Raw genomic sequence first — 25,577 nt, 5'->3', positions numbered from 1 at the left:
TGTTTTTGGCACCACAGCATTTTATTAATTTATTGACTTGTTTGCTTAAATATATAATAATTAAAGTATATTATTATTTTTAATAGGAGAGTTTGATATGCCAAAGTATGAAGAGTTAAATGAAACACAACAAAGATTATATGATCAGTTACAGACTGCGATGAAAGAAGGTGAGAATATTATTGATCTTCTTTTAAGATCTTCAAAAATTGATCTTCCAAGATTGTCAAAAGAAGATTTTCTTACTATTTTTAGTGAAACTAATGAAAAAACTCAGGAGTCAATAATTGGAACTTATGAAGCAACTCGTGTAGACTATAGTATTTTCTAAAATGGATGATAAAGTTCCATTATGGTATTACCAACCAAAAGCTGTAAGTCTGTATATTTATACATGAGAGGTCTGAGGCGGCTTTTGATGGTATGCCAACAGTATTCTATAGGATTCAAATCTGGTGAATATGTTGGAAGATACAGCAAATGACAGCCAAAAGACTCTATTAATGATTTTGTTTTAGTGGTCTTATGAAATGTAGCATTATCCATAACTATAGTTGTGCCAAGTGGCAATTTAGGTAATAACATCTTCTCCAACCATGTATTGAATACCTCTTTGTCACACCCACCTTTGAAAGTCATTGGTGCAATAAATCTCTTTCCAATCCACCCGGCTACTATACTGATTCTCTCTCGAGTTCTCCCTGGAATATCTGCATAAATTTTCTTTCCTCTTGGAGCGCGTCCATATTCTCGGTATAACTTATTATCAACTCCTGCTTCATCTATATATAAGATGCTGGAATGGTCTATTTTTGAGATTTTATCAATAAATTGCTCCCTATCTTCTTGATTGCGCTCTTGATATAGTGTGACTTTTTTTTAAAGTAATTTTTAGCTGTTTTAGTCTATACCAAATTGAGTTTATTCCAAATCCAAGATTTTGTTTCATCTCTGCCAGAGTATGATCTGGATTCTTTGTAACATATTCTTCGAGTATTTTGGGGTCTATTTTTCGAATAAAGCTACCGTTTTTAGATGGCTTGAGGCTTTCACCAGCAGCTTTCTTTTTTAACCAACGGTACAGAGTTGCTATTCCTATCTCCATAAGCTCTGCTACCTCAACCTTTGTCTTACCTTTTTCTATCATCAATACTGCCTTTTCCCTTAAATCCACACTATATGCCATTATAACTCAAATACTTTATTATACCTTTATCATTTACTTTAGGAAATACTATAGTAAAGCAATTGTTGCTGGTGCTATTTGCAGTGTTATAGCTGGATTAGCAGTTGGTGGTGGACTTTTTGCTGCTGGTGTTGCATTACAAATGCTGACTTTAATTGGCATAGCTGTAGCTGCTGCTGTACTCACTGGACTTGTTGCTGGTGGTATTACATATACAATATCAAAGCCTAGTAATGAGCTAAAGGATGCTATTACACAGCAAGAAGTTTGTCCAGAATCAAAAGTAGCGGTGTAGTTAAGTAGAAGGAAGAAGAGACTTCTTCCTTTTTCTCCAAGTTTTTTACTTCGTTAGGTACCCTTAATCCTATTCAGGGTACCCTAGATAACTTGTCCTGATAATAGGTGTAACCATTGCTCGAACAGAAACAATGTTTTTAGCGTCGTTCTTTAAAGAATGACACTATTTCCATTTGATTAAAAGCCCCTTTTTCTTGTTTTAGTTATTCACAGAATTGTTAATAACTAAGTTGATAACCTAGTAGAGTACATAATTTTACATTTCTGAGTACTTTGGAGATTTATAATAAATATGATCTCCAAATACTAATATATAATTGAGAATAAAAAAACTGTGGATAACTCTGAAAAAGATCAAAAAAGACATCAAAAAGAGTATGATTAGATTGAAATATTTACAGAAAAACTTACTCAATTGATAAATATATTAACATTTTTTAAGAAAAGACAAATAGAGGGTCGTATTGGAGCTAAAGGTTGAAATTTTAAGTGCTTCTTAATACTGAAAGAGGTACTTTAATAGTTCCTTTTAAGTACTAATCCGGCGGTTCGATAGGTTGTTGTTTAAAAGATTGGGAAATAGTTTTATTAGTATTGAAAATTACATAATATATATTATGGAAAATATAAGAAACACAAGCTTTCAGCAAGAGAAAATGCAATTTTTGCTCTTCTCAAACAGCATAAAAAAGTGCCTGTTGAACCTCCAGATTAATATTTAAAAATACTCAAGTACTACTTTAAAAGTTTTACCTTGAAATATCTAAAGCATTACTTTAATAATGTTTAAAGAACTAAAATTTTAATTTAAATACCATTCCTTGTTCTCTTAATTGCCTATTATCAAAAAAGTGTTAAAATAGCAACTAATTATATTAGTTCTTGCATAACTATATCAGCTTGGTTGCTTCATTGTTTGTTTCTTTTCTTTCAAAAATGTCTAAATTAATCTAACTTTTCAGAGTTATCCACAGTTTTTTTGTTCTCAATTATATATTAGTATTTGGAGATCATATTTATTATAAATCTCCAAAGTACTCAGAAATGTAAAATTATGTACTCTACTAGGTTATCAACTTAGTTATTAACAATTCTGTGAATAACTTAAACAGGAAAAAGGGGCTTTTGTGCGAGTTTATGGTTATACATATCGTAAAACAAGGTATCTAAAATCCTGTTAATAGATACTTCAAAAAATTTGGAGAAAAGGAAGAAGCTTCTTCCTTTTTTTACTTAACTACACTGTTACACGCCTAGACTTGCATAAATTTCTTCTGATAGTAGATCAACATTATCTACATTCCCACTAGGCTTTGACATTTTATATGTAATACCAAAAACAACAAACCCTATTGCTATAGAAACAGCTGCGCCAATAAAAGCCGATATTAGTAATGAAAGACCAGCAGCAGCAAAAAGTCCACTACCAACTTCCATTCCAGCCGTAATACCAACAATAGCACCAAATTTCATTGCTTTATGCTTGTATTTATCTTCTGCCTTTTTTAAAAGCTGCTTTGATTCATCACGGGCATGTTTTCTTGCAGTCATTCCATAATGATCCTTTATAAAAAGATTAGCACCTGCATCTAGTAAAATTTGTGTTACCTCTTTGTCATGACTATTGTACAAAGGAGTTTTTCCAAAAGAATCTCGTGCATTAACATTAGCACCTTTGTCTAATAGATATCGTATTAACTTCTTCTTCTCCTCCTCTAAGCAATCAAAATCTCCAACTATTACATGCAATAATGTAACCTTATATCTATACTCTCTTTTCTCTAGGCTAAATAGATGATTTATATCAAATTCTTCCTCCTTCCACCTTTGATATATATCGCAAGCTTCCGTTGAAACGATAAAAAAGGGTGAAGTTACTGCTATTCACTTTTTGTATCGTTTTTAGCAAAAGCTTCCTCCCAAGTGCCTTGAGTTGCTGCACGGCTATACTCTGTTACTCTATTTTCAAAGAAATTTGTATGTTCCACGCCATTTAGTATTTCATCAAGCCACGGAATAGGGTTATCTTTAACATTATATATAGATTTAAGACCTAATTGCGTTAACCTTCTGTTTGCTATGTAACGTATATAATTGCGCACTTCCTCTGCAGATAGCCCTTCAACATCTCCTAAATCAAAAGCAAGACTTATAAATTCATCTTCAAGTTCAACAATAGTGCGACATGCAGAATATAATTCTTCTTTGAACTCGTCATTCCAAATTTCATTATTCTCTTTAATAAACGTATTGAACAAATTGATAATTGAATTGGTGTGCAAGGTTTCGTCACGTGCTGACCAAGCAATTATTTGCCCCATACCTTTCATTTTTCCAAACCGTTGAAAATTGAGCAAAATTGCAAATGATGCAAATAACTGCAATCCTTCAGTGAAGGCACCAAATACTGCTAAAGTTTTAGCAACATGTTTTTTATCGTGCTTTTTACTTTCCTCAAATTCTAACATGTATTCATACTTCTTTCTCATAGCATCATATTTTAAGAATGCTTGATATTCACTTTCTGGCATGCCAATCGTATCTAGAAGGTATGAATAGGCTGCAATGTGTATAGTCTCCATATTGGAAAAGCTTGCAAGCATCATACATATTTCTGTTGGCTTAAATATATTTGAATAATGCCTCATATAGCAGTTATTTACTTCAATATCTGCTTGAGTAAAAAACCTAAAAATCTGGGTCAATAAATTTTTCTCTACATTCGAAAGTTTAGTTTTCCAATCTTTCACATCATCAGCAAGCGGAACTTCCTCAGGTATCCAATGGATTCTTTGTTGCTGCAGCCACGCATCATACGCCCAAGGGTAATTAAAAGGTTTGTATATTGGATCTGCTTCTAACAATGACATAAGACACCTATTATTTTCTAAAGTAAATATTATATTAAGTGATATTGAGAATCAGTCAATTTAACTTTTTTGAAATTTGACGGCAGATAATTTATTAGTGTATTATAGCTTCAAGCAATTTATCAACAGAAATGCGAGTATTAATATCTTTTATTTTATTATTTACAGTGAGCTGCACTCACACTATTCACAATCACGGAGCTCCTGGCATTAGTGTTGAATTGTGGAGCAAGATAAAAGTAGGTGACGATAAAGAAAAAGTGGTTCACACTTTAGGATCACCAACATTAGTATCAAAGTTCGATGACAATGTTTGGTACTATATCTCATATAAAATTAAACAAGCCAACTTTTTAGGAAAAAGGAAGTATAGTAGTAAGTCCCTGCAAATTTCGTTTAATCAGAATGACGAAGTTACAGATATAAGAGAAATCAACGTTGCAGAAAGGTCTTTAGCTGTTGTTGATTGAAAATTTGCTGATATATTTTTCATCACAAGTAACTAATTTAGGTAACGTAAATTCACCTATTTAGATTCAACCACTATGGATTGAAATCCAAAGATTGAGAGAGAGCATATAATGCTAACTTTCGACTTACCAAATTTATCTTCTTTTTTAAAGTGATTTTCAATATAATTTTTATCATTTCGTCAGTTACATTTCCGCTAGTCCTGACAAATGCCCATAACCCAGTATCTTTTTTTCAGCTCTGGAAAGTTTTGGTGGATTTTTCTGGAACTTTTTCCTTTTATTAACTGCACTAACTTACTAATACTTAAGTATGGGGGTACAGAAACGTATACATGTTGACGCAACTCTACCTCTCTACTTGATTATTTGCACATACTTCTTGTACAACTTCTTTAGCTTTCTGTCCAATATCTCCAACTAATACTGGATATCGATATTTTGTTATCCACACTATGTGATATATATACAGAGTGACTGCTTTTTCTATAATATTCCACATTCTTTGAGATTTTTCACCTTTAAATTATATTCTTAAAAGGATGGTCCAGGGTTTTTCTCCCAAATTTGGGACAATAAAAATTTTCTAAGTTCATACAAAACAAGAAAAAGCAGATTCTCTACAAAAGAGAAAACTTATATTAAAATATTAATTTGTTTTAAAACTAAATTAATGTTAAGATATAAAGTATATAGCTTAATTTTTTTACAAAAAGCAATGAATATCAATGATTTTAACATAAAGAACTTAACAACAATTTCTATAGTACAAGAAATAAAGAATGGCGTTAGGCTTGTTCCAGACATAATCAAACCTGGAATACAGGGTATATTTTACGCTGCAGGAGGAGCATTATTTACATACGCTTATGGTTTTTTTGCACAACAAAAAAGTTATGAAGATGGTTATATGGAGGGCTACAAAAAAGGCTACAGTGAAGGATTAAACCAAGGTTATAACAAAGACTTTAATCAAATTGCCTTAATTGCTGGAGCTGCTTGTGTTGGAGCTGCTATTGGAGCTGCATCTATTATGTATTGTACTAAATGTAGACAACAAGATACTCATATTGCTAACGCTCAAATAAACCAGGTAATTTCTAATAACTTAGCTTTAGTTGAGTAAAACCAAGCTAAAAAGCAATCTCATAATCATTATGCTGAGAAAAAATTCAGTGTGTAACCAGAAAAAATAGAGATAATGTTTTCTGATATGTTGTAGTGGATTAGGTTCAGGTCCCAGTAGGAGCGAGTTTAAATACTACATAGATTTGTAGCTTTTTTTGCTACCTTTACTGTAAAAAAGGGGTAGTAACTTTAGCTATAGCAACTTTGTTAGCATCAGGAGTGTTTGCTGCAGCTCCTTATGTTAGTTTCTTAGCTCCAGTTGCAGCGTTAAGTGTTGGCCTTCCATTTATTATTAGTGGTGCTGTATTTTCTGCTCTAGTTTTTGCGCTTTCAGCTGCACTGCAAAGAGCTAACAATTACTTCTTCTTGTTTAGATGCTCAAAATGCCAAAGAAAAAGCTAAAATGCAAAAACAACTAGATAAAAAGGTATAATACATTATTAATTCTGATGAAGATGCTAAGAAAATGCATCAAGAGCATAAAAAAAGAAATCAAGAAGAAGTTTTAGATTCTGAAGCTCTTAGCAATTTATTTAAAGAAGAAGGTAATCAACCAAAATTGCATGCAGTAGCAAAAGAAACAGGTGATCAACCGAAACTAAAAGATAGAACAACTCAGATTGTAAAATTTAGTAGTATTGCAACGTACGCATCAGTTATAGTAGAAGCTTTAGCATCAAAGTTGTTTCCAACTCCCGTATGTACTTTAGATCCTGCTTCTGGATTATCTGAGCAGCAGGCACATCTAGGCCAAGCAGATGGTAATTCTACTGTAAATTTAACATCTGCTCACCATGTACCTACTCCACAGACTATGTTGAAAAGTAAAGTTGATGAGTCTCACGAAATGTTAAATTCTTCTTTTAAGAGTGCTAAAAATAATTTCGGTGCATCTCAATCATTTCTTCCAAAGTAGATAACGGTATAGATACATCAAAACGCCAAGGCACTTTTTTTGACTCTGTTGAATTAAAAAGGCTAACTACAGAACGGCCAACTCAGTCTAGTCTTGTAACGGCTTACTAAGGATTCTTTAAATATCGATCCTCAAAAAAATCGGCGTAGGTTTAGGCAGTGTAATGCCTAAGCTTACGCACGCATTGCACAGAGATTGTAAGTTGCGTTGTTCTTTTGGAATTTGCAATTGATCTAGCATCATTTCTGCTGATTTTGGAATAATTGGCTGCAATAAAATACCAATTATTCTGATGTATTCGAGTAGTTTGTAAATTACTAAATCCATGCGCTTTCTATCGGTTTTACTTAACGTCCAGGGTGCACTTTTATCTATGTAAGCATTGGCCTTGGAAGAGATATTGATAATCAGTAGTATAATCTGGTTAAATTCATACTTTGATAGATGATCCATCACTTGATCAATTATGGCTTTACAATTTGGTAAACTCTCATCATCTTTAAGCAAGTTGCGATCAACTGCTGGTACAATTCCAGAGCATTGCTTGTGCAGAAATGAAATTGTTCTTTGCACTAAATTGCCTATATTGTTTGCCAGCTCTGAGTTTATGCGGCTGATCATGTTCTTCTTACTGAAATTACCATCTTGACCGAAACTTGCTTCCCGAAGGAGAAAATAGCGTAGTTGATCAACACCAAACTCTTCTGCCAGACCAATTGGATCTATAACGTTACCAAGGGATTTGGATATTTTTTCTCCCTCGTTTAGCCACCAACCATGAACTGCAATTTGCTTTGGCAGTGATAAATCTGCTGCAAGAAGAATAGCTGGCCAATATACAGCGTGAAAACGCAATATGTCTTTACCGATCACATGAACGTTAAAAGAGTTTGCCCAAAATTTCTTATATTCCTCATCTTCTATATTAGGAAAGCCTATTGACGTGAGATAGTTAGTGAGCGCATCTATCCAAACGTAAATTACGTGCTTGTAATTCCCTGGTACTTTTATTCCCCAATTAAAACTAGTACGAGAAATCGAAAGGTCAGTAAGTCCTGATTTTACAAACGATACCACCTCGTTTTTTCTGCTCTCAGGAAAGATGAAATTCGGCTGATTTGCGTATAACTCTAGTAATTTATTTTGCCAACTTGACAAACGAAAAAAGTAGCTCTCTTCTTTTATCCACTGAACTTCAGCACCTGTTGGTGCCCTGCCATCTATCAACTCTGATTCCTGATAAAACGCTTCGTCACGAACTGAATACCAACCTGAGTAAGAATCCAGATATATTTGTCCTCTCTCTTCAAGCCTATTCCATAGAGCTATAACTGCCTTTTCATGACGTTCTTCTGTGGTGCGAATAAAATCATCATAATCAAAGTTCATTAGCTCAGCTAATTTTTTGAATGTAACACTTATTTCATCTGTAAATTCTTTTGGCTCTATTCCCTTTGTTTTAGCTGCTTTTTCAATTTTTTGTCCATGTTCATCTGTACCAGTAGTAAATTTAACGTTCTTTCCAGCTAATTTCATAAATCTAGCTGTAACATCACAGATAAGGGAAGTATATGCATGGCCGATATGTGGCTTGTCGTTTACATAATATATTGGCGTAGTGATGTAAAAGCTCTCAAATTGCTCCATCTTGTAGTGCTTAAAGCTTTATCGTATCTGCACTAGTAATAAAAATCAATATATATCCTATCGTACAAGCAATCTGAAAAGCCATTATACCGCTGCGTTTTGCAGCGGTATCCTGTAAGTGATTTACGCTTTAGTTAGAGTAAGGTCCATAACCTCCAACACATTGCTCCGGGTAAGAATTATTAAATACACCTTGAGGAGGAGCAGTTGGAGCAGTATTAAAATCGTAAGGAGGTGGTGCATCATGAGAAGAACCTCCAGAGCTATGCCCAGATCCTGGTTTATGATAATAATCTACCGCTTCTTCAGCCTTCTTAATATTTTCTGACTCTTTCTCATGTTTCATATGAAAAGCCAAGCCACCAGCAAGACACACAAGAGAATTAATGCCAAGAATGACTAAACCCCAAACTGGTAAGACTGGGTTAATAGCGCAACCTATTAAAGCTGCTAAAGAAATTGCACCAACTGCAAATTCTATATTTCTGAACATTTTAAGTTTATTATCCAGGTAATCTACCTTTTCTGACTTTCTAGCCGTTTTTTCGTATCCGTTCAGAGGTGTGGTTTAAGAAACAACAGCTAGCAGGTTTTGAAAAGGGTTTAATTCCTTTTGTTTCCAAGTCAGATACAACGAAATTATCCGCTCAAGAAATCTATTCCCTCGCTCTGACTGTGCAAAATATGAATTCTTACGATAGACAACATAATGCCGTATCTGTCGCTCAACATGGTTATTCGTTAATGGAATATTCTCTGGGTCATCCAAAAATGTCCACATCATTGACTCGGATTTTATAATACCCTTTACCGTTCGTGAAGCTCCTTTTGCTTCAAGTATATAAGATATTTTTATCATGCAGTACTGTATGTATCTTCGTAATTCTTTAGCTTGCTTAGTGAACTTTGAAATACTAATTTCATTTTCTGACAAAGCGTTTTTTAATACAAACAATCCATTAGCTGCGTCTTTTAAACAATGGCCAAGTCTCATTACTTCACTATTCCAACTATGAGATAACCTCTCGAAATTTCTCAATAAGTGAGCCCAACAAATTTGTCGTTTTTCATCACTGAAGTGGTTGTAAACTGCATATCTGTCAGTAATTACCAGGTTTTTGTAATCACAAAATGCACTATTCTTTAAAAATTTCATTCCTCTTGTATCTGCTAACTTCATAAGACTTGCTTTATTGTTGGCAAACATCCAGCACCATCCCAATTTGCCTTTGTTGTAGTGACTGGTTTCATCAATATGCAAAATTTCGCTTGCTTTTATTTCTTCCTCTATTTGTTCATAGGCTTCTTTACATTTTGACGAAACCCTTGCTTCACTATTGGACACACTACCAACACTTATACTCATGTTAAAGATGTCTTTCATAATATTCGCTATTTCTCGCTTTGAATTCTTATAAAACCCACTTAGTGATGCAACTACTGACTTAACTCTAGGACCAAAGGTATCCGGTGTAACTCCTTCTGGTAATTTGCTACTCCTTCTTTTTCCGCATTTACGACAGCGACCATGTTCTAATTGATACTCAACTACGTAAGGCTTAATTTCTGGTAAATCAACTTTTTGATAGACATATGGTTTTTCCGATATTGCGATTTCTTCACCACACTCGCATCTATTTGGTAACTCTACCTTCACCACCTCATCTGCTTCCATTTTAGCTCGGCAATTCCCCTTATGTCCAACTTGACCACCTATCTTCCTGCCGCCCTCTGACTTATCTTCTGGTGTGTCTTTTTTTATTTTGTACAGCTCTTTTGAACTTGGTAAAGATGAATTCCTTGAGTTTAAGCCGAGTCTCTCTCTTAGTTCAGCATTCTCTATTTCTAAGATTTTATTTTTTTCTTCAATCTTTGCTACTTTCTGCTCTAAGTTTTTACATAACTCTACAATACTGATCAACAATTGAAGCATCTAGCCTTACTTTACTATCAACATTTTGTGTTATTACTACTTTAATATATTATGTCAATTGTTTTTTATCCTTGCCACACCTCTGAACGGATACCAAATATGGTAATATTCCATTGCATTCAGCTGCTTACGCTGGAGAATTGGATATAGCAAAATACCTGATTGTTAAAGGTAATAACATCAATGCTACAGGCGAATGTGGCTGGGCTCCATTGCACGTTGCTGCTCAAAATGGAGAGTTGGATATGGTAAAATATCTCATCAAAAAGTATGCTAATATTGACGCTAGGGACGAATTTGGTAATACTCCACTGCATGTAGCTGTTTGCACCAAAGAATTAGATATAATGGCATGCCTAATCAATAGAGACGCTTATATTGATGCTAGGAATGCACAATACAAAACCCCATTATTTTTTGCTGCTGAGAGTGGAGAATTAAATGTAGTAAAGGGCCTCGTTGAAAAAGGTGCTAATGTTAATGTTAGGGATGAGTATGACGAAACAGCGTTACACCGCGTTGTCTATAGGGCTACCTTTAGTGGAGATTTAAGAATAGTAGAGTATATAATCAATAAGGGTGCTAATGTTAATGCTAAGAACAGAGATGGTAGAACTCCATTACACTACTCTGCTTTATCTGGGAGCTACAATATTGCAGGATGCCTTATTCGAGAAGGTTCTGATGTTAATGCTAAGGATAAAGATGGCAACACTGCACTACACTTGGCTGTTATTAGGCAAAAGGTTGATATAACGAGGACGCTACTAAAACACAATGCAAACGTTAACGCTAGAAATAATTTAGGGAATACAGTACTGGACTGTGCAGTTGATAACTGCCAAGAACTTGTGGAGTTGCTTTTAACCCATGATGAAAGTGTTGAAGTAGCTTAAGAGAAAATTATTTATCTGTTTATTTTAACGTCCCAAAAATGTTTAACAAAAGTGTGTCAAACTGAATTTTTAGTTTAACTCAATTTTCAATAGATTTCTTGCATAAACAGGTGTCATCCCAGCTGGAACCCAATATCTGGATTCCAGTGTCACGCGCTGGAATGACATCAACTTTTGAATTCGAGTTATGCAAGAAATCCAACATATTAGGAACGACAATATCAGGTTGAGATGTAGTGCATATGTAAAGGTAACCTCTACTTTTCCTCAGCTTTCTTTCTAGGCTCTGTAAACAAAATTTTAAAGAAGCCATATAGTGTAGCTAGAGACATTTTTAGTCAACTGAGTAATTTTGTTCCTCTAGCCTGAGGTCAAAATAAATTTGAATGGGTTTCCCAGTACGTCAACAAGTGCATGAACTTTAGTCGCAAATCCCCGTCCTCAATTAATTTGACCTGCTAACATTTTGTACACAGAGCCTAGCTCTTTTGCTATTTGCTTGACTTGTTTCTTTACATAGCTTCTAATTTAAATTCTGCTGTCTATTCTCTTTCATTCATAACCTTTTGCAAAACGTTTTTGCTTTCTTCTCTGCTGGTCACTATTGCTTATATAAAGCAAGTACAGTACTGAATGATGTTGCAAGCACTCAGTTCGGCAATATTATCGATTTAAGACGAAGTTAAGATTTCGATTTTTTATTCAAACTCTTCTGAAAGTTTTTATACATATTGAAGACATCTTGATAATTTAGGTGAGTGTAAACTTGAGTAGTTTCAAGGCTTGAGTGGCCAAGCAGCTGTTGTATTGATCTTATGTCAATATCTTCCTGAAGCAAATGAGTAGCAAAACTATGGCGAAATGCATGTGGAGATAAAATTTCTGGTAAGTTTAAAAATCTTCTTATTTTTTGCAAACGATTAGCAACATAAGTTCTTCCCAATTTTTTTCCTCTTACCCCCACAAAAAGATGTCCCGCTTCGTCAAAGTGGGGACAAGCTTTTATATATTTTTGTATACACTTTTTTACTACTGGAAGAATAAATACCTGCCTTTGTTTATCTCCCTTACCTGTTACTATTAAACTTTCATTGCTAATATCACTAACCTTAAGATTCAGTGCTTCAGTGATTCTTAAGCCCGTACCATATAGCAGAACGACAATTGCAATTTCTCTTTTTACCACCCAAGGCTCGCCTAGATCAGGCAATTTCATTTCTTTCAATAGAGTTTCTATGTTAGATATTGAAAGTGCTTTAGGTAGAGTTCTTCTCTGAATTGGCCTTGATAAAGAAAATACCGCTTCATTATTTATTTTATAATTGTTTTTTATATATTTGAAAAAATTTCTGATTACTGACAATGCGCGAGTGTTAGATCTCGCATTTACACCTCTTGCATAACGAGAGGTAAACCAACTTCTCAGTTCAGGTATGCTTAATTTTTCTAAAGAGCCAACATTTACTTCTTCACCAATGTGAGTATTTAGGAAACTTATAAGATCTTTGAGGTCCCTCATGTATGACTCCAAAGTGTTTGGTGAGTAAGACCTGTTGTACTTTAGCCAATCATACCATTTTTCAATGATTGAACCGAGGTCCACAGTTACTTTTTAAAGAAAGCATCGATGCACGCATCCCTAAAGGCTTCATTTATATCAGGATGAGAGTGACAAATTCTGTATATATCCTCTGCTGCTGCACCATATGCCATTGCAACCGCTGCTTCATTGATTAGCGTATCAGCGTATGCTCCTATGATATGTACACCGAGTATTGTATCTGCTTTGCTACAAGTCAGAACTTTCACGAATCCCTCAGCATCGTCAGTGACTTTTGCTCTACCGTTTGCAGCAAATTGACATTTACCAACTTTATACTTTCGGCCAGCACTTTTTAGTTCTTCTTCAGTTTTACCGATTGAAGAAACTACAGGGTGGGTGTAAACGACTGACGGTATGATTTCATAATCAACGTGAGGCAATTGCCTTGCTAGTATCTCTGCAACTGCCACCCCTTCTTCCTCAGCTTTGTGAGCAAGCATTGCTCCACCAATCACATCACCAATAGCAAATATTCCTTTCACATTAGTTTCATATCTGTTGTTAACTTGAACGAAACCGCGATTATCTTTTTCCATTTTTTCATCAATACCAAGACCATCAGTACATGGTTTGCGTCCTGCTGCCACCAATACCTTATCCGCCTCTATAGTGTTTGTTTGATTATCTTTTACAGAACAAACTTTCACACTCAAAGAGTTACTACTTTGTTTTATCTCTTCAACTTTGGTGCTGAGTAAAAATTTTATTCCCTGCTTTTGTAGACTAGAAAGTAAAGACTTACTTAGTTCGCTATCCATTGCTGCAGCGATTCTATCAAAAAACTCTACTACAGTAACTTCAGAGCCTAGCCTATTCCACACAGAAGACATTTCAAGTCCTATTGCCCCAGCTCCAATTACAACAAGTTTTTTTGGTACTTCAGTTAAAGACAATGCACCAGTTGATGAAATGATATTTTTCTCATCAATATCAATTCCTGGTAGAGAACTAACATCAGAACCAGTTGCAATTACTATATTTTTTGCCTTCAGTACCTTACCTTCAACTGAAACTTCAAGGTTGCCTTGATCAAAAGAAGTAATTTTTCCAAGTCCATTGATCTTAGTAATTTTGTAAAGGTTAAACAGATATTCTATGCCTTTTCCAAGTTCTTGAACTCTAGCGTCTTTATAGCCTAGCATTTCTTTCAAATCGAGACTTACATCCTTAACTTTTATGCCAAGTTTTGATAGATTATTTTTCGCGCTAGCATACTGATAAGAGGAATGGAGTAATGCTTTTGATGGTATACACCCAACTCGCAAACACGTGCCACCAAAAATGCTATTTTTGTCTATACAAGCAACTTTGAGTCCAAGTTTTGCAGCAGCAATAGCGCATTTGTAACCACCTGGACCACCACCTATAATAATCAAATCATAATCAGTCATAAAAAACAAACCTATTTTCTAAAGAATAAACACCATTTCCTTCAGTCGTTATATACATCTTACCATGGGTAAATACTGGAGCATGAAACACATTACCAGGTATTTTAATTACCCTTCCTGTACTTTCAGATCCAGGAAAAACAAATATTGAACCTTTATTACTTGTTACCCAAAGCGTATGGGCATACATAATTGGAACAAACAATTGCACATTCTCTATAAAATCAGATGTCCAAACTGTTTTTCCACTTTGTATGTCGATGCCAATTACCTTATTATCTTTAGTCACCATGAAAATTCTTCCGCCTTCTTTTTGTTTCTCTGCAGGAATAAGAGGGCTATAATATGACTCAATGTTTGATATACTTTTTACTTGTAGTGGCCTTGACCATAAAATATTTCCTGAGTTTACGTCAATGCTATAAATATAAGAGTTGCTCGTAGCTATTAAGATATTATCGTGTACTCTAGGCGTAGTAGTTACATCTGTAAGCTGTGTATCTAAAAGATTTGTAGCTAATTTTTGGCTCCATAGTTTTTTACCTTCTTCATTAAAAGCTATTAACTCACCATTTGAAAATGGTGCCATTATTTTATCATTAGAGACTGCTGGTGAGATGGAATATAAACCTCGAACCTCATTTATACCATTTTGATAAGCCCAAATAGGGCTGCCATCTTTTATATCAAATGCATGTAGATAGTTATCAATAGTCAATACTACCAACTTATTGTTTATTACTATTGCTTTCCCTCTTGCCGGAGCTCTTAATTCTTTTTCCCATTGAATCTCCCCTGTTTTCGCATCTATTGTGTGTAGAATGTTATCCACTATAAAGAAAACATTTTCTTTGTAGCTCGATAAACTCATATTACCAATTTTTTTCCTACTTGAGAGGTATAATTTCCAATTTATAACTCTTGGGTTATCGATATCAAAGGAATATAAGGTACCGTGCTTGTCTGGTAAAATAACGCTATTTTCTGTAAGTATTGGAGCTACATATCCTTGAGATAATTTTTTATCTACTAAACTTATTCGTTCGCTTGCCATTGTATAGTTACTATACAATAACATTATCATGACAATTATTATTTTCATTATTTAGTGAAAACAAGATTCATTAATATACATACTAGAAACGTAAATCACAACGAAAATGTTCTTAATTGTGGATCAAAAGCATTAACGTAATGTCATGCCATTATGTAAAGATTCTCTTACTGTAATAATTTTTATCAAGTATTGATTAAAACACATTTCGATAGCTCAGACTAACGCTGTCAGTAATATTACCATAATATGAAATGGAAATGGACGCAGCATTTTCACGATGAAAGATATTGTTGTAATGTCATTCATTTAAACTATGCATATCAATTTGAAAAATGTACATTGTCTTATGCTATAGTACCTAAAAGTAAATGCTCAACATACAAAATAACGCTTCACTTTGCAGGCAATGGATATTCTTGGCAGTACTTGCTCTTGCTTGTTCTGGACTGCTGTCAATAATTGTTATTTTTCTACGATTGCCTTTTATTTCTTTTCTCATTCCTTCTGCACAATATATCTTTGATAATGCACTGGTGATACACGTAAATTTGTCAATTTTGGTATGGATGTGCTCTATAATATCTCTGCTCTTCATCATAAACTTAAAAAACACCAATCATTGGTTTAACTTCTCATGGATTCTCTCAATCCTTTCCATGCTGCTAATGTTTATATCTGCATTTGTTCCAAATACTGAAGTTATCAAAAGTAACTATATACCTGTATTACAAAACAAATTATTTTTACTTGGACTCAGTCTTTTCATTACCAGCATATTGATAAATACAGCTCTAGCCTACATATCAAATAAACAAGACTCATATCTTTCAATCGGACAAATTGGCCTGGTCATTATACTTGTGTCATCATTTCTTTGTGTTGTTTTAGCACATAAAAATATGCCTCCAGGTCTATATCACTCAGACAAGAATTTATTTTATGAATATCTCTTTTGGGGAGGCGGACATTTACTGCAGTTTGCCTTTTCTCAAGCAATGTTTTTAGTTTATTTGATCATACTGAATGCTCGCTATATTAGTCTAAATAAAATTACCATTTTACCACTATTTATAAACACAGTTTTGACCGTAGGTGCGCCGTTTATATACTTTATTTATTCGGCGGATAGTGCTGAATTGATACAGTTTTTTACCTGGCATATGAGAATTGCTGGAGCAGTTCTGCCGTGCTTTTTAACAATATTAGTGTATTGCAACACAAAAACTCTGCTCAATGATAAGGGCAATTATCTTCTCCACTCGTTTGTATTGTTCATTTATGGAGGTGTGCTTGGAGTGCTAACTATTGAAGGAAATGTCACTATCCCTGCGCATTATCACGGTTCTGTGGTTGGTATTACTATAGCTTTTATGAATTTTGTCTACTGGCTGTTACCAAAATTGGGCTGTAAAGAAATAAAAAGCTCCATAGTAAGATTACAGATTTATGCATATAGCTTGGGACATTTTTTCCACATTACTGGACTTGTTTGGCTTGGTGGATATGGTGCCTTAAGAAAAGTTGCAGATCTGCCAAGTATTTCATCAATGTTGGCACGTGCTTGTTTTATTACGGGTGAGCTATATCAGTTATTGGTGGAATGTTATTCATAATAATTGTGATGTTACATCTTCTTAAAGGCAAGGCTCGTACCAACTAACCCACAGAAACAAAACTAAAAATTTTAGTGTAAAATTACTATATTTACTTTGTACTATGGCTCAAACAACCTGCTTCAAATTTGGAAAGGCAGTGAAATGAAAAAAACTATATCAAGCTAGACTGAATTCTTATTTGCTACTCCTTGTGGTTCTTGTGTTCCATTTATTTGAGAGCTAGGTTTCATTATTAAACCACCAGCTAAGAATGCAGATACTGTTGCTATAACAACGATTAACCATATGTCCAATTTAGTTGTATGTTCAAGTGTAATATACACTACTAACCCAACAGCAAGACCAGTGCTAGCAGTAGCGATGTATGTTGCTTTTTCTTTCAGTTGTTTATTTGCTTCATTTTTGGTTTCTAATATTTTCTTTTCTTGCTGTAACTGCTGGATTTGAGTATTTATTTTTTGTTTCAGTTCATTCGATACTTCACTTTTTAGTTCATTTTTTAGTTCATTTTTTATTTTAGATATTGCCTTTTCTGGGCTTTTTTTAACTTCTAGTTCCAACACGTCCTCAAGCAATTCTGCTAGTTTTATTTTTTCGTTGGAGGGCAGATAGTATGGATCATATAGAGCATTAACAAGATCTTGTAAATCAGAAAATTTGAAATCAGGCATAATAAACCTCAATACTAAAAATTTATCGTGTAATACATAAAAAACTAAAATCAAGAAATTTTGTATTATAAACTAAAATGTCAGACATTAAAATTGCTGTATTTGCTCAATTGTGCTAACTTAAAGCTTAAAACTGAAAAATATTTATGTTGGAAGAAAAATACAGCTTTAGAGAAGTTGAAGACAAATACAATGTATTATGGGAAGGAAGTAAAGTTTATAAATGGAGTAGTGAAAAGGGTAACACTTTCACTATAGATACTCCCCCACCAACGATATCAGGAAAGTTGCATATTGGCCATATATTCAGCTATTGCCACACAGACTTTATTGCAAGGTTTCAGCGTATGCTGGGAAAAGATGTATTTTATCCAATTGGGTTTGATGATAATGGCCTTCCGACTGAAAGGTTAGTTGAGCAAACCTATAAAACCCGCGCAAAAGAAGTTGGCAGAGAAAAATTTATAGAGATGTGCCATGAGGTTATTGAAAAATCAAAGCAAGAATTCAAGGAATTGTTTAAATCAGTTGGCATTAGCTATGACTGGGATTTGGAATACCACACGATCAGCAAAGAAGCTGTGGCACTTTCTCAAATGTCATTCATTGATCTATATAATAAAGAGTATGCATACAGAAAAATGCAACCTATTCTTTGGGACCCAGTCGATAAAACTGCAATTGCACAAGCAGAAATAGAGGATAAAGTCTTTGAGTCATTTTTGAACACGATAGTTTTTTCCACTGAAGAAAATGAGCAGATTAAGATTGCAACTACACGGCCTGAGTTGATCCCAGCATGTGTTGCAGTTTTTTGCCATCCAGAAGATGCACGCTACACTCAGCTGATTGGAAAAATAGCCGTGGTGGCAATAACAGGAGCAAAAGTTCCAATAATAGCTGATGATAAAGTTAAAATAGATAAAGGTACTGGGCTTGTTATGTGCTGTACGTTTGGTGATGAGCTCGACATATATTGGCAGCAAAAGCATGGTCTACCGATGAAAATTATTATCGATCAGGATGGTAGGATAAGTCTAGATTCAGTGTATGGTAATAATAGATCCCAGTGTCAAGGCACTGGGATGACAAAGGGGAGTGACATTCCAGTGCTTGACACTGGAATCCAGCCATTAGAGGAGACACACCCCCCAGCGCGTGACGCTGGAATCTACGATGAAATAAATGGCCTAAAGGCTAAAGAAGCAAGAAAGAGAATTATTGAAATCCTAACTGAAAAGGGCCTTTTGATAGAAAGTACTAACATTTCTCATTCCGTAAAGTGTGCAGAAAGATCTGGTGCATCACTTGAAATATTACCAACTTATCAATGGTTTATCAAGACTTTAGAGCAAAAAGCTCAAGTGTTAGATAAAGTAAAAAAGTGTAGTTGGCATCCAAAGTCTATGCGTAAACGCATGGAGGTATGGATAGAAGGGCTAAATTGGGATTGGTGCATTTCAAGACAGCGTTATTTTGGTGTGCCATTTCCGGTGTGGTATTCAAAACGTAAAGGGGAAGAGGGTAAAATCATTCTAGCTGAAGTAAAGGATTTGCCTATCGATCCACTCAAAGATTTGCCGAAAGGGTATAGTAAGGAAGAGGTTAACCCAGACCAAGATGTAATGGATACGTGGGCCACAAGTGCGATCACTACTCAACTAAGTGCACTGGCAGTAAACAGTGAGCTCGGTTTACCAAGCCATCGGTATGATAAGATATTTCCTGCAGATCTGCGCAGCCAAAGCCATGAGATAATAAGAACTTGGGCTTTTTATACGATTTTGAAGGCACATTATCATGCAGATTCACTGCCGTGGAAAAATATCATGATTAGTGGTTGGTGTTTGGCTGATGATAAAAAAAAGATGAGTAAATCAAAAGGTAATATCATCACTCCTCATGTAATGCTTGAAACCTATGGAGCTGACGTAGTACGCTATTGGGCAGCAAACTCAAGACTTGGAGTTGACACAGTCTACTCTGAAAATATCTTCAAAATTGGCAAACGACTTGTTACGAAACTTTGGAATGCTAGCAAATTTGTTTCCATGTTTATGGAAAAACATCAAGCATTGAGCATAAATTCCATCAGTGAGACGATGGATAAGTGGATATTGTCCAAATTATATAAAGTGATAGAAAAAACGACGAACAACCTATTACAGTTTGAATACTGCGAAGCTTTGAGCTCAATAGAAGAATTTTTTTGGAAAGATTTTTGTGATAATTACTTAGAGTTAGTTAAAAAACGTGCATATGGAGATGCATTGGACAGCGAGGCAAACATGAGTGCGAAACAGAGTTTGGCATATGTACTCAATATTATTTTGCGGTTATTTGCACCATTTTTGCCATACATTACAGAGGAAATATATCATCAGTTGTATAGTTATAACTCCGTTCACAATAAAAGTAATTGGCCTAACAAGGAAGAACTTATCTATGATAAGTATTCTGAGGAAATGGGAGATAATTTCGTGCAGATATTAAACCTTGTGAGAAAAATAAAAGCAGATAATAACGTATCAGTTAAGCATTTTATACAAAAGTTGATGATAAAAGCGAGTGTAAAAGAGGATGAGTTAAATTATTCTGCTCAGCATGATTTGCAGTCAGTTTGCAATGCTGAAGTGATAGAATGGGTTGAGAGTACAGAAGCAGAGCTTATAACTGAGAATGGAAAATTTACTGTAAGTTTATTGATTGATGTAACTTAGCATTCGTATTACTATACTAATTATTTAGTTGTGAGGTAATAATGATTGGTAATTCATATGATAATAAAATTGAAGAACAAAAAGATGATTATCATGACTTCATTCAAAGGTTTTTGTTTTTGCTCGGTAAGATAAAAGAAAAGAATAAATCAATTCACACTGCTGTAGCTAGTTTTCACATATTATCTTTTTTAATAAAATACAATGCCAATTTTAATGAAGATGAAGTGTATAAAGCCGTTATCCAAGATTTCAATAATGTAAAGGAGGCGAGACTAGAGCTTCAAGATAAGGCTAAAAAAGTATTGAATGGGTATATTGAAAGTGGTGTTGAAACAATGTCAATATATGGTAGTTGTGCAGAAGTTAAATTGGGAGCTAATAAAAACAAATTCAAAGTCAGTGAGTTTTTGAATAGTAATTTCTGTCAAGATAATGGAATTTCAGGGTTTTCAACTCTGCATAGCAATGGAAAAAATGGAATGCACGGTTTTGTTTCTGAAGAAGGAATAAGGCACTATGTTGTAACTGATGGTGCATACGAAATGACTCTGAATTGGTGTGATGAGGACGGAAAAAAGTGCACTATTATAATTAATATTGATGCTAATGGTATAGAACTTATCGAGCGTAATCGTGTTACTGATGATCAATTGAAAGCAAATAAAGATGTAAAAATAGGTAACTTATTCTTGTATCAAATAAAATTTAGAAATAAGGAGAAAGGCAATCATAAATCATCTGAGATTGTGATAGAAAATGGTAATAGAAATATTAACATTCAAACAACTCAAGAAATTGAGCGTGGCAGCAAAGAAGCTCAAATAGGCAGTACTAAAATGCAAGACAAAAGTGCACAAGTTGTAGATGACAGCTTAAACGAAAGAATTAATAAATTGGAAAAAGAAAATACAAGATTAACTGGAAATAATCAAACTATATTAGAACAATTACAGCAAAAAATGAGAGAGGTGGAGGAATTAAATGGAAAGGTAAGGGAAAAAGATGAAGTTTTGGCTGAAGTAACACAAAAACTCAAGCAGCTAAGTGATTCGGTAGAGAGTGAATTTGAAAGGAGAAAAGTAGAGAAGGAAAAGTTAGAGGAGAAGTTAAGGAAAGCGCAAAAAGAGATACAAAAGTTAAGTAAAGAAAAAGCTGAATTAGTGCAAGAAAAGCAAGGCTTGGAAGAATATGCTAAAGTTCTAGTTGTCAAAATACAAAAACTAGTTGATCAAATAGGGCGATCAGATCTTAAAAGTGAAATCCAGAGATTAGAAAGTCAATCACATGAATTAGAATCTAAAAAAGTAACAGAATTGATGACATGTTTAGAAAAGAAAGAGAAAAAAATAGCAGAGTTAGAAGCACAGTTGCAAAAAGAAAGTTATGAAACTTATGATTTAATACTTAAATCATCGGATTTAGAAGAAGAAAAAAGACGATTACAAGAAAAGTTAAATGAAAAAACTCAAGAAGTGATTAAACTAACTGTAGATTTAGAAGAACTAAGTAAGCAATCGGAAGAGAAAGAAACTAAATATTTCAGTAGGATTAAAGAGTTAGAAAAAAATATTAATAAAGAAAGAAAAAACAGTGGAGAGTTGGAAAATTATAGCATCAATCTGGAGGAAGAAAGTCAAATTCAACATGAAAAGTACAAAGAGTTACTATTTGAGAAGAATGCTCTAAAAGAAGAAATTTCAGATTTGAATGATCAATCTTCATTAGCTCATCAGAATCGTGTGAGCTTAGCACAAGATTTGGCAAAAAACATAATATATTTGTTCAAAGAGAATGTAAGAGAAGGAGATAACGTGATTATATCGCAGGAAAGTGTATTAGAGATTTTGAATAGATTTGAGGAATTAATCAAGAATTTTGGAGTCAGTGATCAAGAAATAAAAGGAGTAATTGAAGAAATATCTGTACAAACTAATGATAGCCTTGCTCCTTCAGATATAAGTAATGGAGATTTATCAGCACTACCAAATAAAGAGCTGGATGAAACTTCATGTTCAGAAGATTTTGGATATTCTAGTAGATATTCTACTCGGGAACGTTCAAAAAAGTGTGTCAAACCGAGAAGTAAAGTAATAAATTGATATAAAAAATGGAGGTTTGATATGAGTCAAGCAAATAGAACTAATGGGTTGGTAGATTATAAAGAATTAGAAACAAATATCCTGTCATCTATACGAGAAGGAAAACCATTGACAGGAAAAGATGGAGCATTAACACCGTTTATAAAAAGGTTGCTAGAGGCAAGTCTGGAAGGTGAAATAGAAAACCACATGTCAGCTAAAAGTGAAGAAAATAACCGAAGAAATGGGAGAAACGCAAAAACTTTACGCACGAGTGGAGGCTCATTTGAGCTGCTAACACCAAGAGATAGGGAGGGAAGTTTTGAACCACAAATAGTTAGAAAAAGGCAAACAAGCCTACATCCAGAACTTGAAGCAAAGGTATTAAGTACATACGCCAGTGGCATGGGATACAGAGACATAGCTTCACACGTTGAGGAAATATATGACCACAAAATATCAGCAGCAGAGATATCCAGTATTACTGATAAACTGCTACCAATAATCAATGAATGGCGCAGCCGTCCACTGCAATCAGTATATCCAATAGTGTTCATGGATGGCATGTTTTTTAAGGTTAAGGAGGATGGACATTGTGTAAGCAAGTGTATGTATAACATATTAGGCATAGATCAAAATGGCAGAAAAGAAGTATTAGGTTTTTATTTGGCTGAAAGTGAGGGAGCTAATTTCTGGTTGGGAGTGCTAAATGACCTCAAAGAAAGAGGAGTAGAAGATATTCTAATTGCCTGCATTGATGGGCTAAAAAGCTTTTCTACAGCTATAAATAGTATATTTCCTAAAGCAGAAGTACAACTATGTATAGTGCATCAGATAAGGAATTCACTGAAATATGTATCTAGCAAAGATGTAAAAGTTTTCATGAATGATTTGAAAAAAATATATCGTGCTTCAAGTAAAGAAATTGCCGAAAATTATTTGCTTGAACTGGAGGAAAAATGGGGCGAAAAGTATCCATTAGTCATAAAATCTTGGCAGAATAATTGGGAAAATTTGTCCAGTTATTTTAAGTATTCAGGTCCTGTTAGGAGGCTAATTTATACCACTAATCCTATTGAGGGACTGCACAGACAGATTAGAAAATTTACTAAAACCAAAGGCTCATTTACTAATACAAATGCCTTGTATAAACAGGTATATTGTGCTATAAAAAAAGTAGAGCAAAAATGGGCTATGGCTTTACCTAATTGGGCTTTAACTATATCTCAACTTGATATCTTTTTTCCTGATAGATTAAAAATTGAGTTGAATTAAAAATACGGTTTGACACACTTTTTTGAACGTTCCCGTAGCATTATCCATAACTATAGTTGTGCCAAGTGGCAATTTAGGTAATAACATCTTCTCCAACCATGTATTGAATACCTCTTTGTCACACCCACCTTTGAAAGTCATTGGTGCAATAAATCTCTTTCCAATCCACCCGGCTACTATACTGATTCTCTCTCGAGTTCTCCCTGGAATATCTGCATAAATTTTCTTTCCTCTTGGAGCGCGTCCATATTCTCGGTATAACTTATTATCAACTCCTGCTTCATCTATATATAAGATGCTGGAATGGTCTATTTTTGAGATTTTATCAATAAATTGCTCCCTATCTTCTTGATTGCGCTCTTGATATAGTGTGACTTTTTTTTAAAGTAATTTTTAGCTGTTTTAGTCTATACCAAATTGAGTTTATTCCAAATCCAAGATTTTGTTTCATCTCTGCCAGAGTATGATCTGGATTCTTTGTAACATATTCTTCGAGTATTTTGGGGTCTATTTTTCGAATAAAGCTACCGTTTTAGATGGCTTGAGGCTTTCACCAGCAGCTTTCTTTTTTAACCAACGGTACAGAGTTGCTATTCCTATCTCCATAAGCTCTGCTACCTCAACCTTTGTCTTACCTTTTTCTATCATCAATACTGCCTTTTCCCTTAAATCCACACTATATGCCATTATAACTCAAATACTTTATTATACCTTTATCATTTACTTTAGGAAATACTATAGTTCTTTAATTCTCGCTTTAGCTGTATTATCTGCTTTGGCTCTTATGATTTTGTATAAAATAATTATTGACACTAGTAAAGTGGAGAAGAAATTTGCTCACAAAGAGCTTGAGTTGACTCAAGAAAAGCACAATTTATACGAGGAAGGAAGAAAATTTGGTCAAAAAATAGAAGATGAGAGGAAATCTTTTCTTAAAGAAAAAAAATCTTTGGAGGAGAAATTAGAAGTAAAAATGAACCGTATAATTGGAATAACAGACGAATTAGAAAAAATAACGAAAGAAAGAGATGAGCTTGCTGCACAAGAAAAAGAATTACATTATAAAATCTTGCATTTGTGTAAACAGTTACAGGAAAAAGAAGCTAATCTAACTGAAAGGGAAAAACAAATAATGGAATTGAAAAGAAAAATAGACAATGATAAATATGAAGAATTGCATAAGGAAATAGAAAAATTATCCAAAGAAAAAGAGGAATTATCTAAGGAAATAGATAAATTACGTAAAGAGAAACATATGCTATATACACAAAAAGAAGAATTATATAAAAGGCAAGAAGAACTTTGTGTAGAATTAGGTGAATTACAATGTAAATTTAAAGAAATTAATCAAAAAAATAAAAACTTATCTCAAGAGTTAAAAAGGAAATTTGAAGAGCTAGATAAAGCAGATGGTTTAATTAAAAATCAGTCTTTTGAGTTAGACAGAATAAGACAAGATTGTAATAACGAAGTGAAAAATTTAAGAAATTCACTTTTAGAGCGAGACAGTCAAATAAAACAACTTCAATATGTGATAGATAAGACAGAAGAATCGATAAGAGAAAATGAAACAATTAAAGATTATAGCAAAAAAATAATATTAGGGGAGACTCAGAAAATAAAATTTATATTAGGGCAGCTTGTGCAATTCAAGCCAATGAAAGGTTCCAAAACATCGGAGGAAACGTCTGATTCTTTACAGGAAGATCTTGGATATGCCAGTCGTTCACCCACTCCGACCAGATTATCGTGTTCAGTGTCTGTACAAAGCATTGCAAGTGGACCAATCCCTGAATATGGATTGTAAAATGCAACAATTA

24 protein-coding genes and 2 pseudogenes are annotated in these 25,577 nt (G+C 34.1%); 11 read left to right on the top strand and 15 right to left on the bottom strand.

What is annotated here, in order from left to right:
* The first annotated feature begins 97 nt into the window (after positions 1-97).
* Complete coding sequence (locus tag OM962_RS06105) at positions 98-331, top strand: hypothetical protein (protein ID WP_264331155.1); 234 nt, start codon at positions 98-100, stop codon at positions 329-331.
* Here OM962_RS06105 and OM962_RS06100 read toward each other — a convergent pair.
* Together OM962_RS06100 and OM962_RS06095 are read right to left on the bottom strand one after the other, a co-directional pair.
* Positions 328-810 carry an IS630 family transposase gene (locus OM962_RS06100; RefSeq protein ID WP_264330460.1) on the bottom strand — a complete coding sequence of 161 codons (483 nt, stop codon included), beginning with the start codon at positions 808-810 and terminating at the stop codon, positions 328-330. The genes OM962_RS06105 and OM962_RS06100 overlap by 4 nt on opposite strands.
* Positions 811-838: 28 nt before the next feature.
* Complete coding sequence (locus OM962_RS06095) at positions 839-1,186, bottom strand: IS630 transposase-related protein (protein WP_213864026.1); 348 nt, start codon at positions 1,184-1,186, stop codon at positions 839-841.
* A gap of 142 nt (positions 1,187-1,328) precedes the next feature.
* Here OM962_RS06095 and OM962_RS06090 point away from each other — a divergent pair, with 142 nt between their 5' ends.
* Positions 1,329-1,481, top strand: coding sequence for a hypothetical protein (locus OM962_RS06090; RefSeq protein WP_264331154.1), 153 nt, complete (start codon positions 1,329-1,331; stop codon positions 1,479-1,481).
* Positions 1,482-2,728: 1,247 nt separating this feature from the next.
* Here OM962_RS06090 and OM962_RS06085 read toward each other — a convergent pair.
* Both OM962_RS06085 and OM962_RS06080 read right to left on the bottom strand, forming a co-directional pair.
* Positions 2,729-3,232: an ankyrin repeat domain-containing protein gene (locus tag OM962_RS06085; RefSeq protein WP_264331153.1), complete on the bottom strand. Its 504-nt coding sequence runs from the start codon at positions 3,230-3,232 to the stop codon at positions 2,729-2,731.
* 131 nt (positions 3,233-3,363) lie between these two features.
* Positions 3,364-4,353 carry a ribonucleotide-diphosphate reductase subunit beta gene (locus OM962_RS06080; RefSeq protein ID WP_006013958.1) on the bottom strand — a complete coding sequence of 330 codons (990 nt, stop codon included), beginning with the start codon at positions 4,351-4,353 and terminating at the stop codon, positions 3,364-3,366.
* 131 nt (positions 4,354-4,484) lie between these two features.
* On the opposite strand from OM962_RS06080, the gene OM962_RS06075 reads away from it, so the two are divergent.
* Positions 4,485-4,823, top strand: coding sequence for an outer membrane protein assembly factor BamE (locus OM962_RS06075; RefSeq protein ID WP_006013961.1), 339 nt, complete (start codon positions 4,485-4,487; stop codon positions 4,821-4,823).
* A 56-nt stretch (positions 4,824-4,879) separates the two neighbouring features.
* Here the strand turns inward: OM962_RS06075 and tnpA are convergent.
* A pseudogene (tnpA, locus tag OM962_RS06070) lies at positions 4,880-5,323 on the bottom strand (IS200/IS605 family transposase).
* A 218-nt stretch (positions 5,324-5,541) separates the two neighbouring features.
* Here tnpA and OM962_RS06065 point away from each other — a divergent pair.
* The gene (locus tag OM962_RS06065; protein WP_264331152.1) at positions 5,542-5,949 is read left to right on the top strand and encodes a hypothetical protein; all 408 of its coding nucleotides are present in this window, start codon (positions 5,542-5,544) and stop codon (positions 5,947-5,949) included.
* Between the two features lie 468 nt (positions 5,950-6,417).
* Positions 6,418-6,867: a hypothetical protein gene (locus tag OM962_RS06060; protein WP_264331151.1), complete on the top strand. Its 450-nt coding sequence runs from the start codon at positions 6,418-6,420 to the stop codon at positions 6,865-6,867.
* Between the two features lie 117 nt (positions 6,868-6,984).
* Here OM962_RS06060 and metG read toward each other — a convergent pair whose 3' ends face one another.
* The 3 genes from metG to tnpC form a co-directional block, all read right to left on the bottom strand.
* Positions 6,985-8,514, bottom strand: coding sequence for a methionine--tRNA ligase (gene metG / locus OM962_RS06055; RefSeq protein ID WP_264331150.1), 1,530 nt, complete (start codon positions 8,512-8,514; stop codon positions 6,985-6,987).
* A gap of 130 nt (positions 8,515-8,644) precedes the next feature.
* Positions 8,645-9,007 carry a hypothetical protein gene (locus OM962_RS06050; protein WP_264331149.1) on the bottom strand — a complete coding sequence of 121 codons (363 nt, stop codon included), beginning with the start codon at positions 9,005-9,007 and terminating at the stop codon, positions 8,645-8,647.
* A 75-nt stretch (positions 9,008-9,082) separates the two neighbouring features.
* Positions 9,083-10,435 carry an IS66 family transposase gene (gene tnpC, locus OM962_RS06045; RefSeq protein WP_264330459.1) on the bottom strand — a complete coding sequence of 451 codons (1,353 nt, stop codon included), beginning with the start codon at positions 10,433-10,435 and terminating at the stop codon, positions 9,083-9,085.
* 152 nt (positions 10,436-10,587) lie between these two features.
* Here tnpC and OM962_RS06040 point away from each other — a divergent pair, with 152 nt between their 5' ends.
* On the top strand, positions 10,588-11,343 hold the full coding sequence (locus OM962_RS06040; RefSeq protein ID WP_264331148.1) for an ankyrin repeat domain-containing protein: 756 nt from the start codon (positions 10,588-10,590) through the stop codon (positions 11,341-11,343).
* A 682-nt stretch (positions 11,344-12,025) separates the two neighbouring features.
* On the opposite strand, the gene OM962_RS06035 is transcribed toward OM962_RS06040, so the two are convergent.
* Genes OM962_RS06035 through OM962_RS06025 form a run of 3 tightly spaced genes read right to left on the bottom strand, consistent with a single transcriptional unit; the run spans position 12,026 to position 15,439 of the window.
* Entirely contained in the window at positions 12,026-12,946 is a 921-nt protein-coding gene (locus OM962_RS06035; protein WP_264331147.1) for a tyrosine-type recombinase/integrase, read from the bottom strand.
* A 2-nt stretch (positions 12,947-12,948) separates the two neighbouring features.
* Positions 12,949-14,337: a dihydrolipoyl dehydrogenase gene (lpdA, locus tag OM962_RS06030; RefSeq protein ID WP_264331146.1), complete on the bottom strand. Its 1,389-nt coding sequence runs from the start codon at positions 14,335-14,337 to the stop codon at positions 12,949-12,951.
* Complete coding sequence (locus tag OM962_RS06025; RefSeq protein WP_264331145.1) at positions 14,330-15,439, bottom strand: outer membrane protein assembly factor BamB family protein; 1,110 nt, start codon at positions 15,437-15,439, stop codon at positions 14,330-14,332. Before OM962_RS06025 ends, lpdA begins: the two co-directional genes overlap by 8 nt.
* A 323-nt stretch (positions 15,440-15,762) precedes the next feature.
* Here OM962_RS06025 and OM962_RS06015 point away from each other — a divergent pair.
* Positions 15,763-17,054, top strand: a pseudogene (locus tag OM962_RS06015) (cbb3-type cytochrome c oxidase subunit I).
* Between the two features lie 117 nt (positions 17,055-17,171).
* On the opposite strand, the gene OM962_RS06010 reads toward OM962_RS06015, so the two are convergent.
* Positions 17,172-17,681 (bottom strand): hypothetical protein, encoded by a 510-nt coding sequence (locus tag OM962_RS06010; RefSeq protein ID WP_264331144.1) that lies wholly within the window; start codon positions 17,679-17,681, stop codon positions 17,172-17,174.
* 146 nt (positions 17,682-17,827) lie between these two features.
* On the opposite strand from OM962_RS06010, the gene OM962_RS06005 reads away from it, so the two are divergent.
* From OM962_RS06005 to OM962_RS05995, 3 genes are read left to right on the top strand one after another with little or no spacing between them, the layout of a single operon-like run.
* Positions 17,828-20,401, top strand: a complete 2,574-nt coding sequence (locus OM962_RS06005; RefSeq protein ID WP_264331143.1) for a valine--tRNA ligase — start codon at positions 17,828-17,830, stop codon at positions 20,399-20,401.
* Positions 20,402-20,442: 41 nt separating this feature from the next.
* Entirely contained in the window at positions 20,443-22,503 is a 2,061-nt protein-coding gene (locus OM962_RS06000; protein ID WP_264331142.1) for a coiled-coil domain-containing protein, read from the top strand.
* 21 nt (positions 22,504-22,524) lie between these two features.
* Positions 22,525-23,757 (top strand): IS256 family transposase, encoded by a 1,233-nt coding sequence (locus tag OM962_RS05995; protein ID WP_264330447.1) that lies wholly within the window; start codon positions 22,525-22,527, stop codon positions 23,755-23,757.
* Here the strand turns inward: OM962_RS05995 and OM962_RS05990 are convergent.
* From OM962_RS05990 to OM962_RS05980, 3 genes are read right to left on the bottom strand one after another with little or no spacing between them, the layout of a single operon-like run.
* Positions 23,737-24,045: a transposase gene (locus tag OM962_RS05990; RefSeq protein WP_264330996.1), complete on the bottom strand. Its 309-nt coding sequence runs from the start codon at positions 24,043-24,045 to the stop codon at positions 23,737-23,739. The genes OM962_RS05995 and OM962_RS05990 overlap by 21 nt on opposite strands.
* A 52-nt stretch (positions 24,046-24,097) precedes the next feature.
* Entirely contained in the window at positions 24,098-24,217 is a 120-nt protein-coding gene (locus OM962_RS05985) for a hypothetical protein (RefSeq protein WP_264330464.1), read from the bottom strand.
* A 47-nt stretch (positions 24,218-24,264) separates the two neighbouring features.
* On the bottom strand, positions 24,265-24,444 hold the full coding sequence (locus OM962_RS05980; protein ID WP_264330453.1) for a transposase: 180 nt from the start codon (positions 24,442-24,444) through the stop codon (positions 24,265-24,267).
* A 166-nt stretch (positions 24,445-24,610) separates the two neighbouring features.
* On the opposite strand from OM962_RS05980, the gene OM962_RS05975 reads away from it, so the two are divergent.
* Positions 24,611-25,564 carry a hypothetical protein gene (locus OM962_RS05975; RefSeq protein WP_264331141.1) on the top strand — a complete coding sequence of 318 codons (954 nt, stop codon included), beginning with the start codon at positions 24,611-24,613 and terminating at the stop codon, positions 25,562-25,564.
* Positions 25,565-25,577: the final 13 nt, after the last annotated feature.

It is taken from the genome of Wolbachia endosymbiont (group B) of Erebia ligea, assembly GCF_947179575.1.
GTDB classification, from domain to species: Bacteria; Pseudomonadota; Alphaproteobacteria; order Rickettsiales; family Anaplasmataceae; genus Wolbachia; species Wolbachia pipientis_C.
This window is presented reverse-complemented; position numbering and strand designations above follow the sequence as displayed.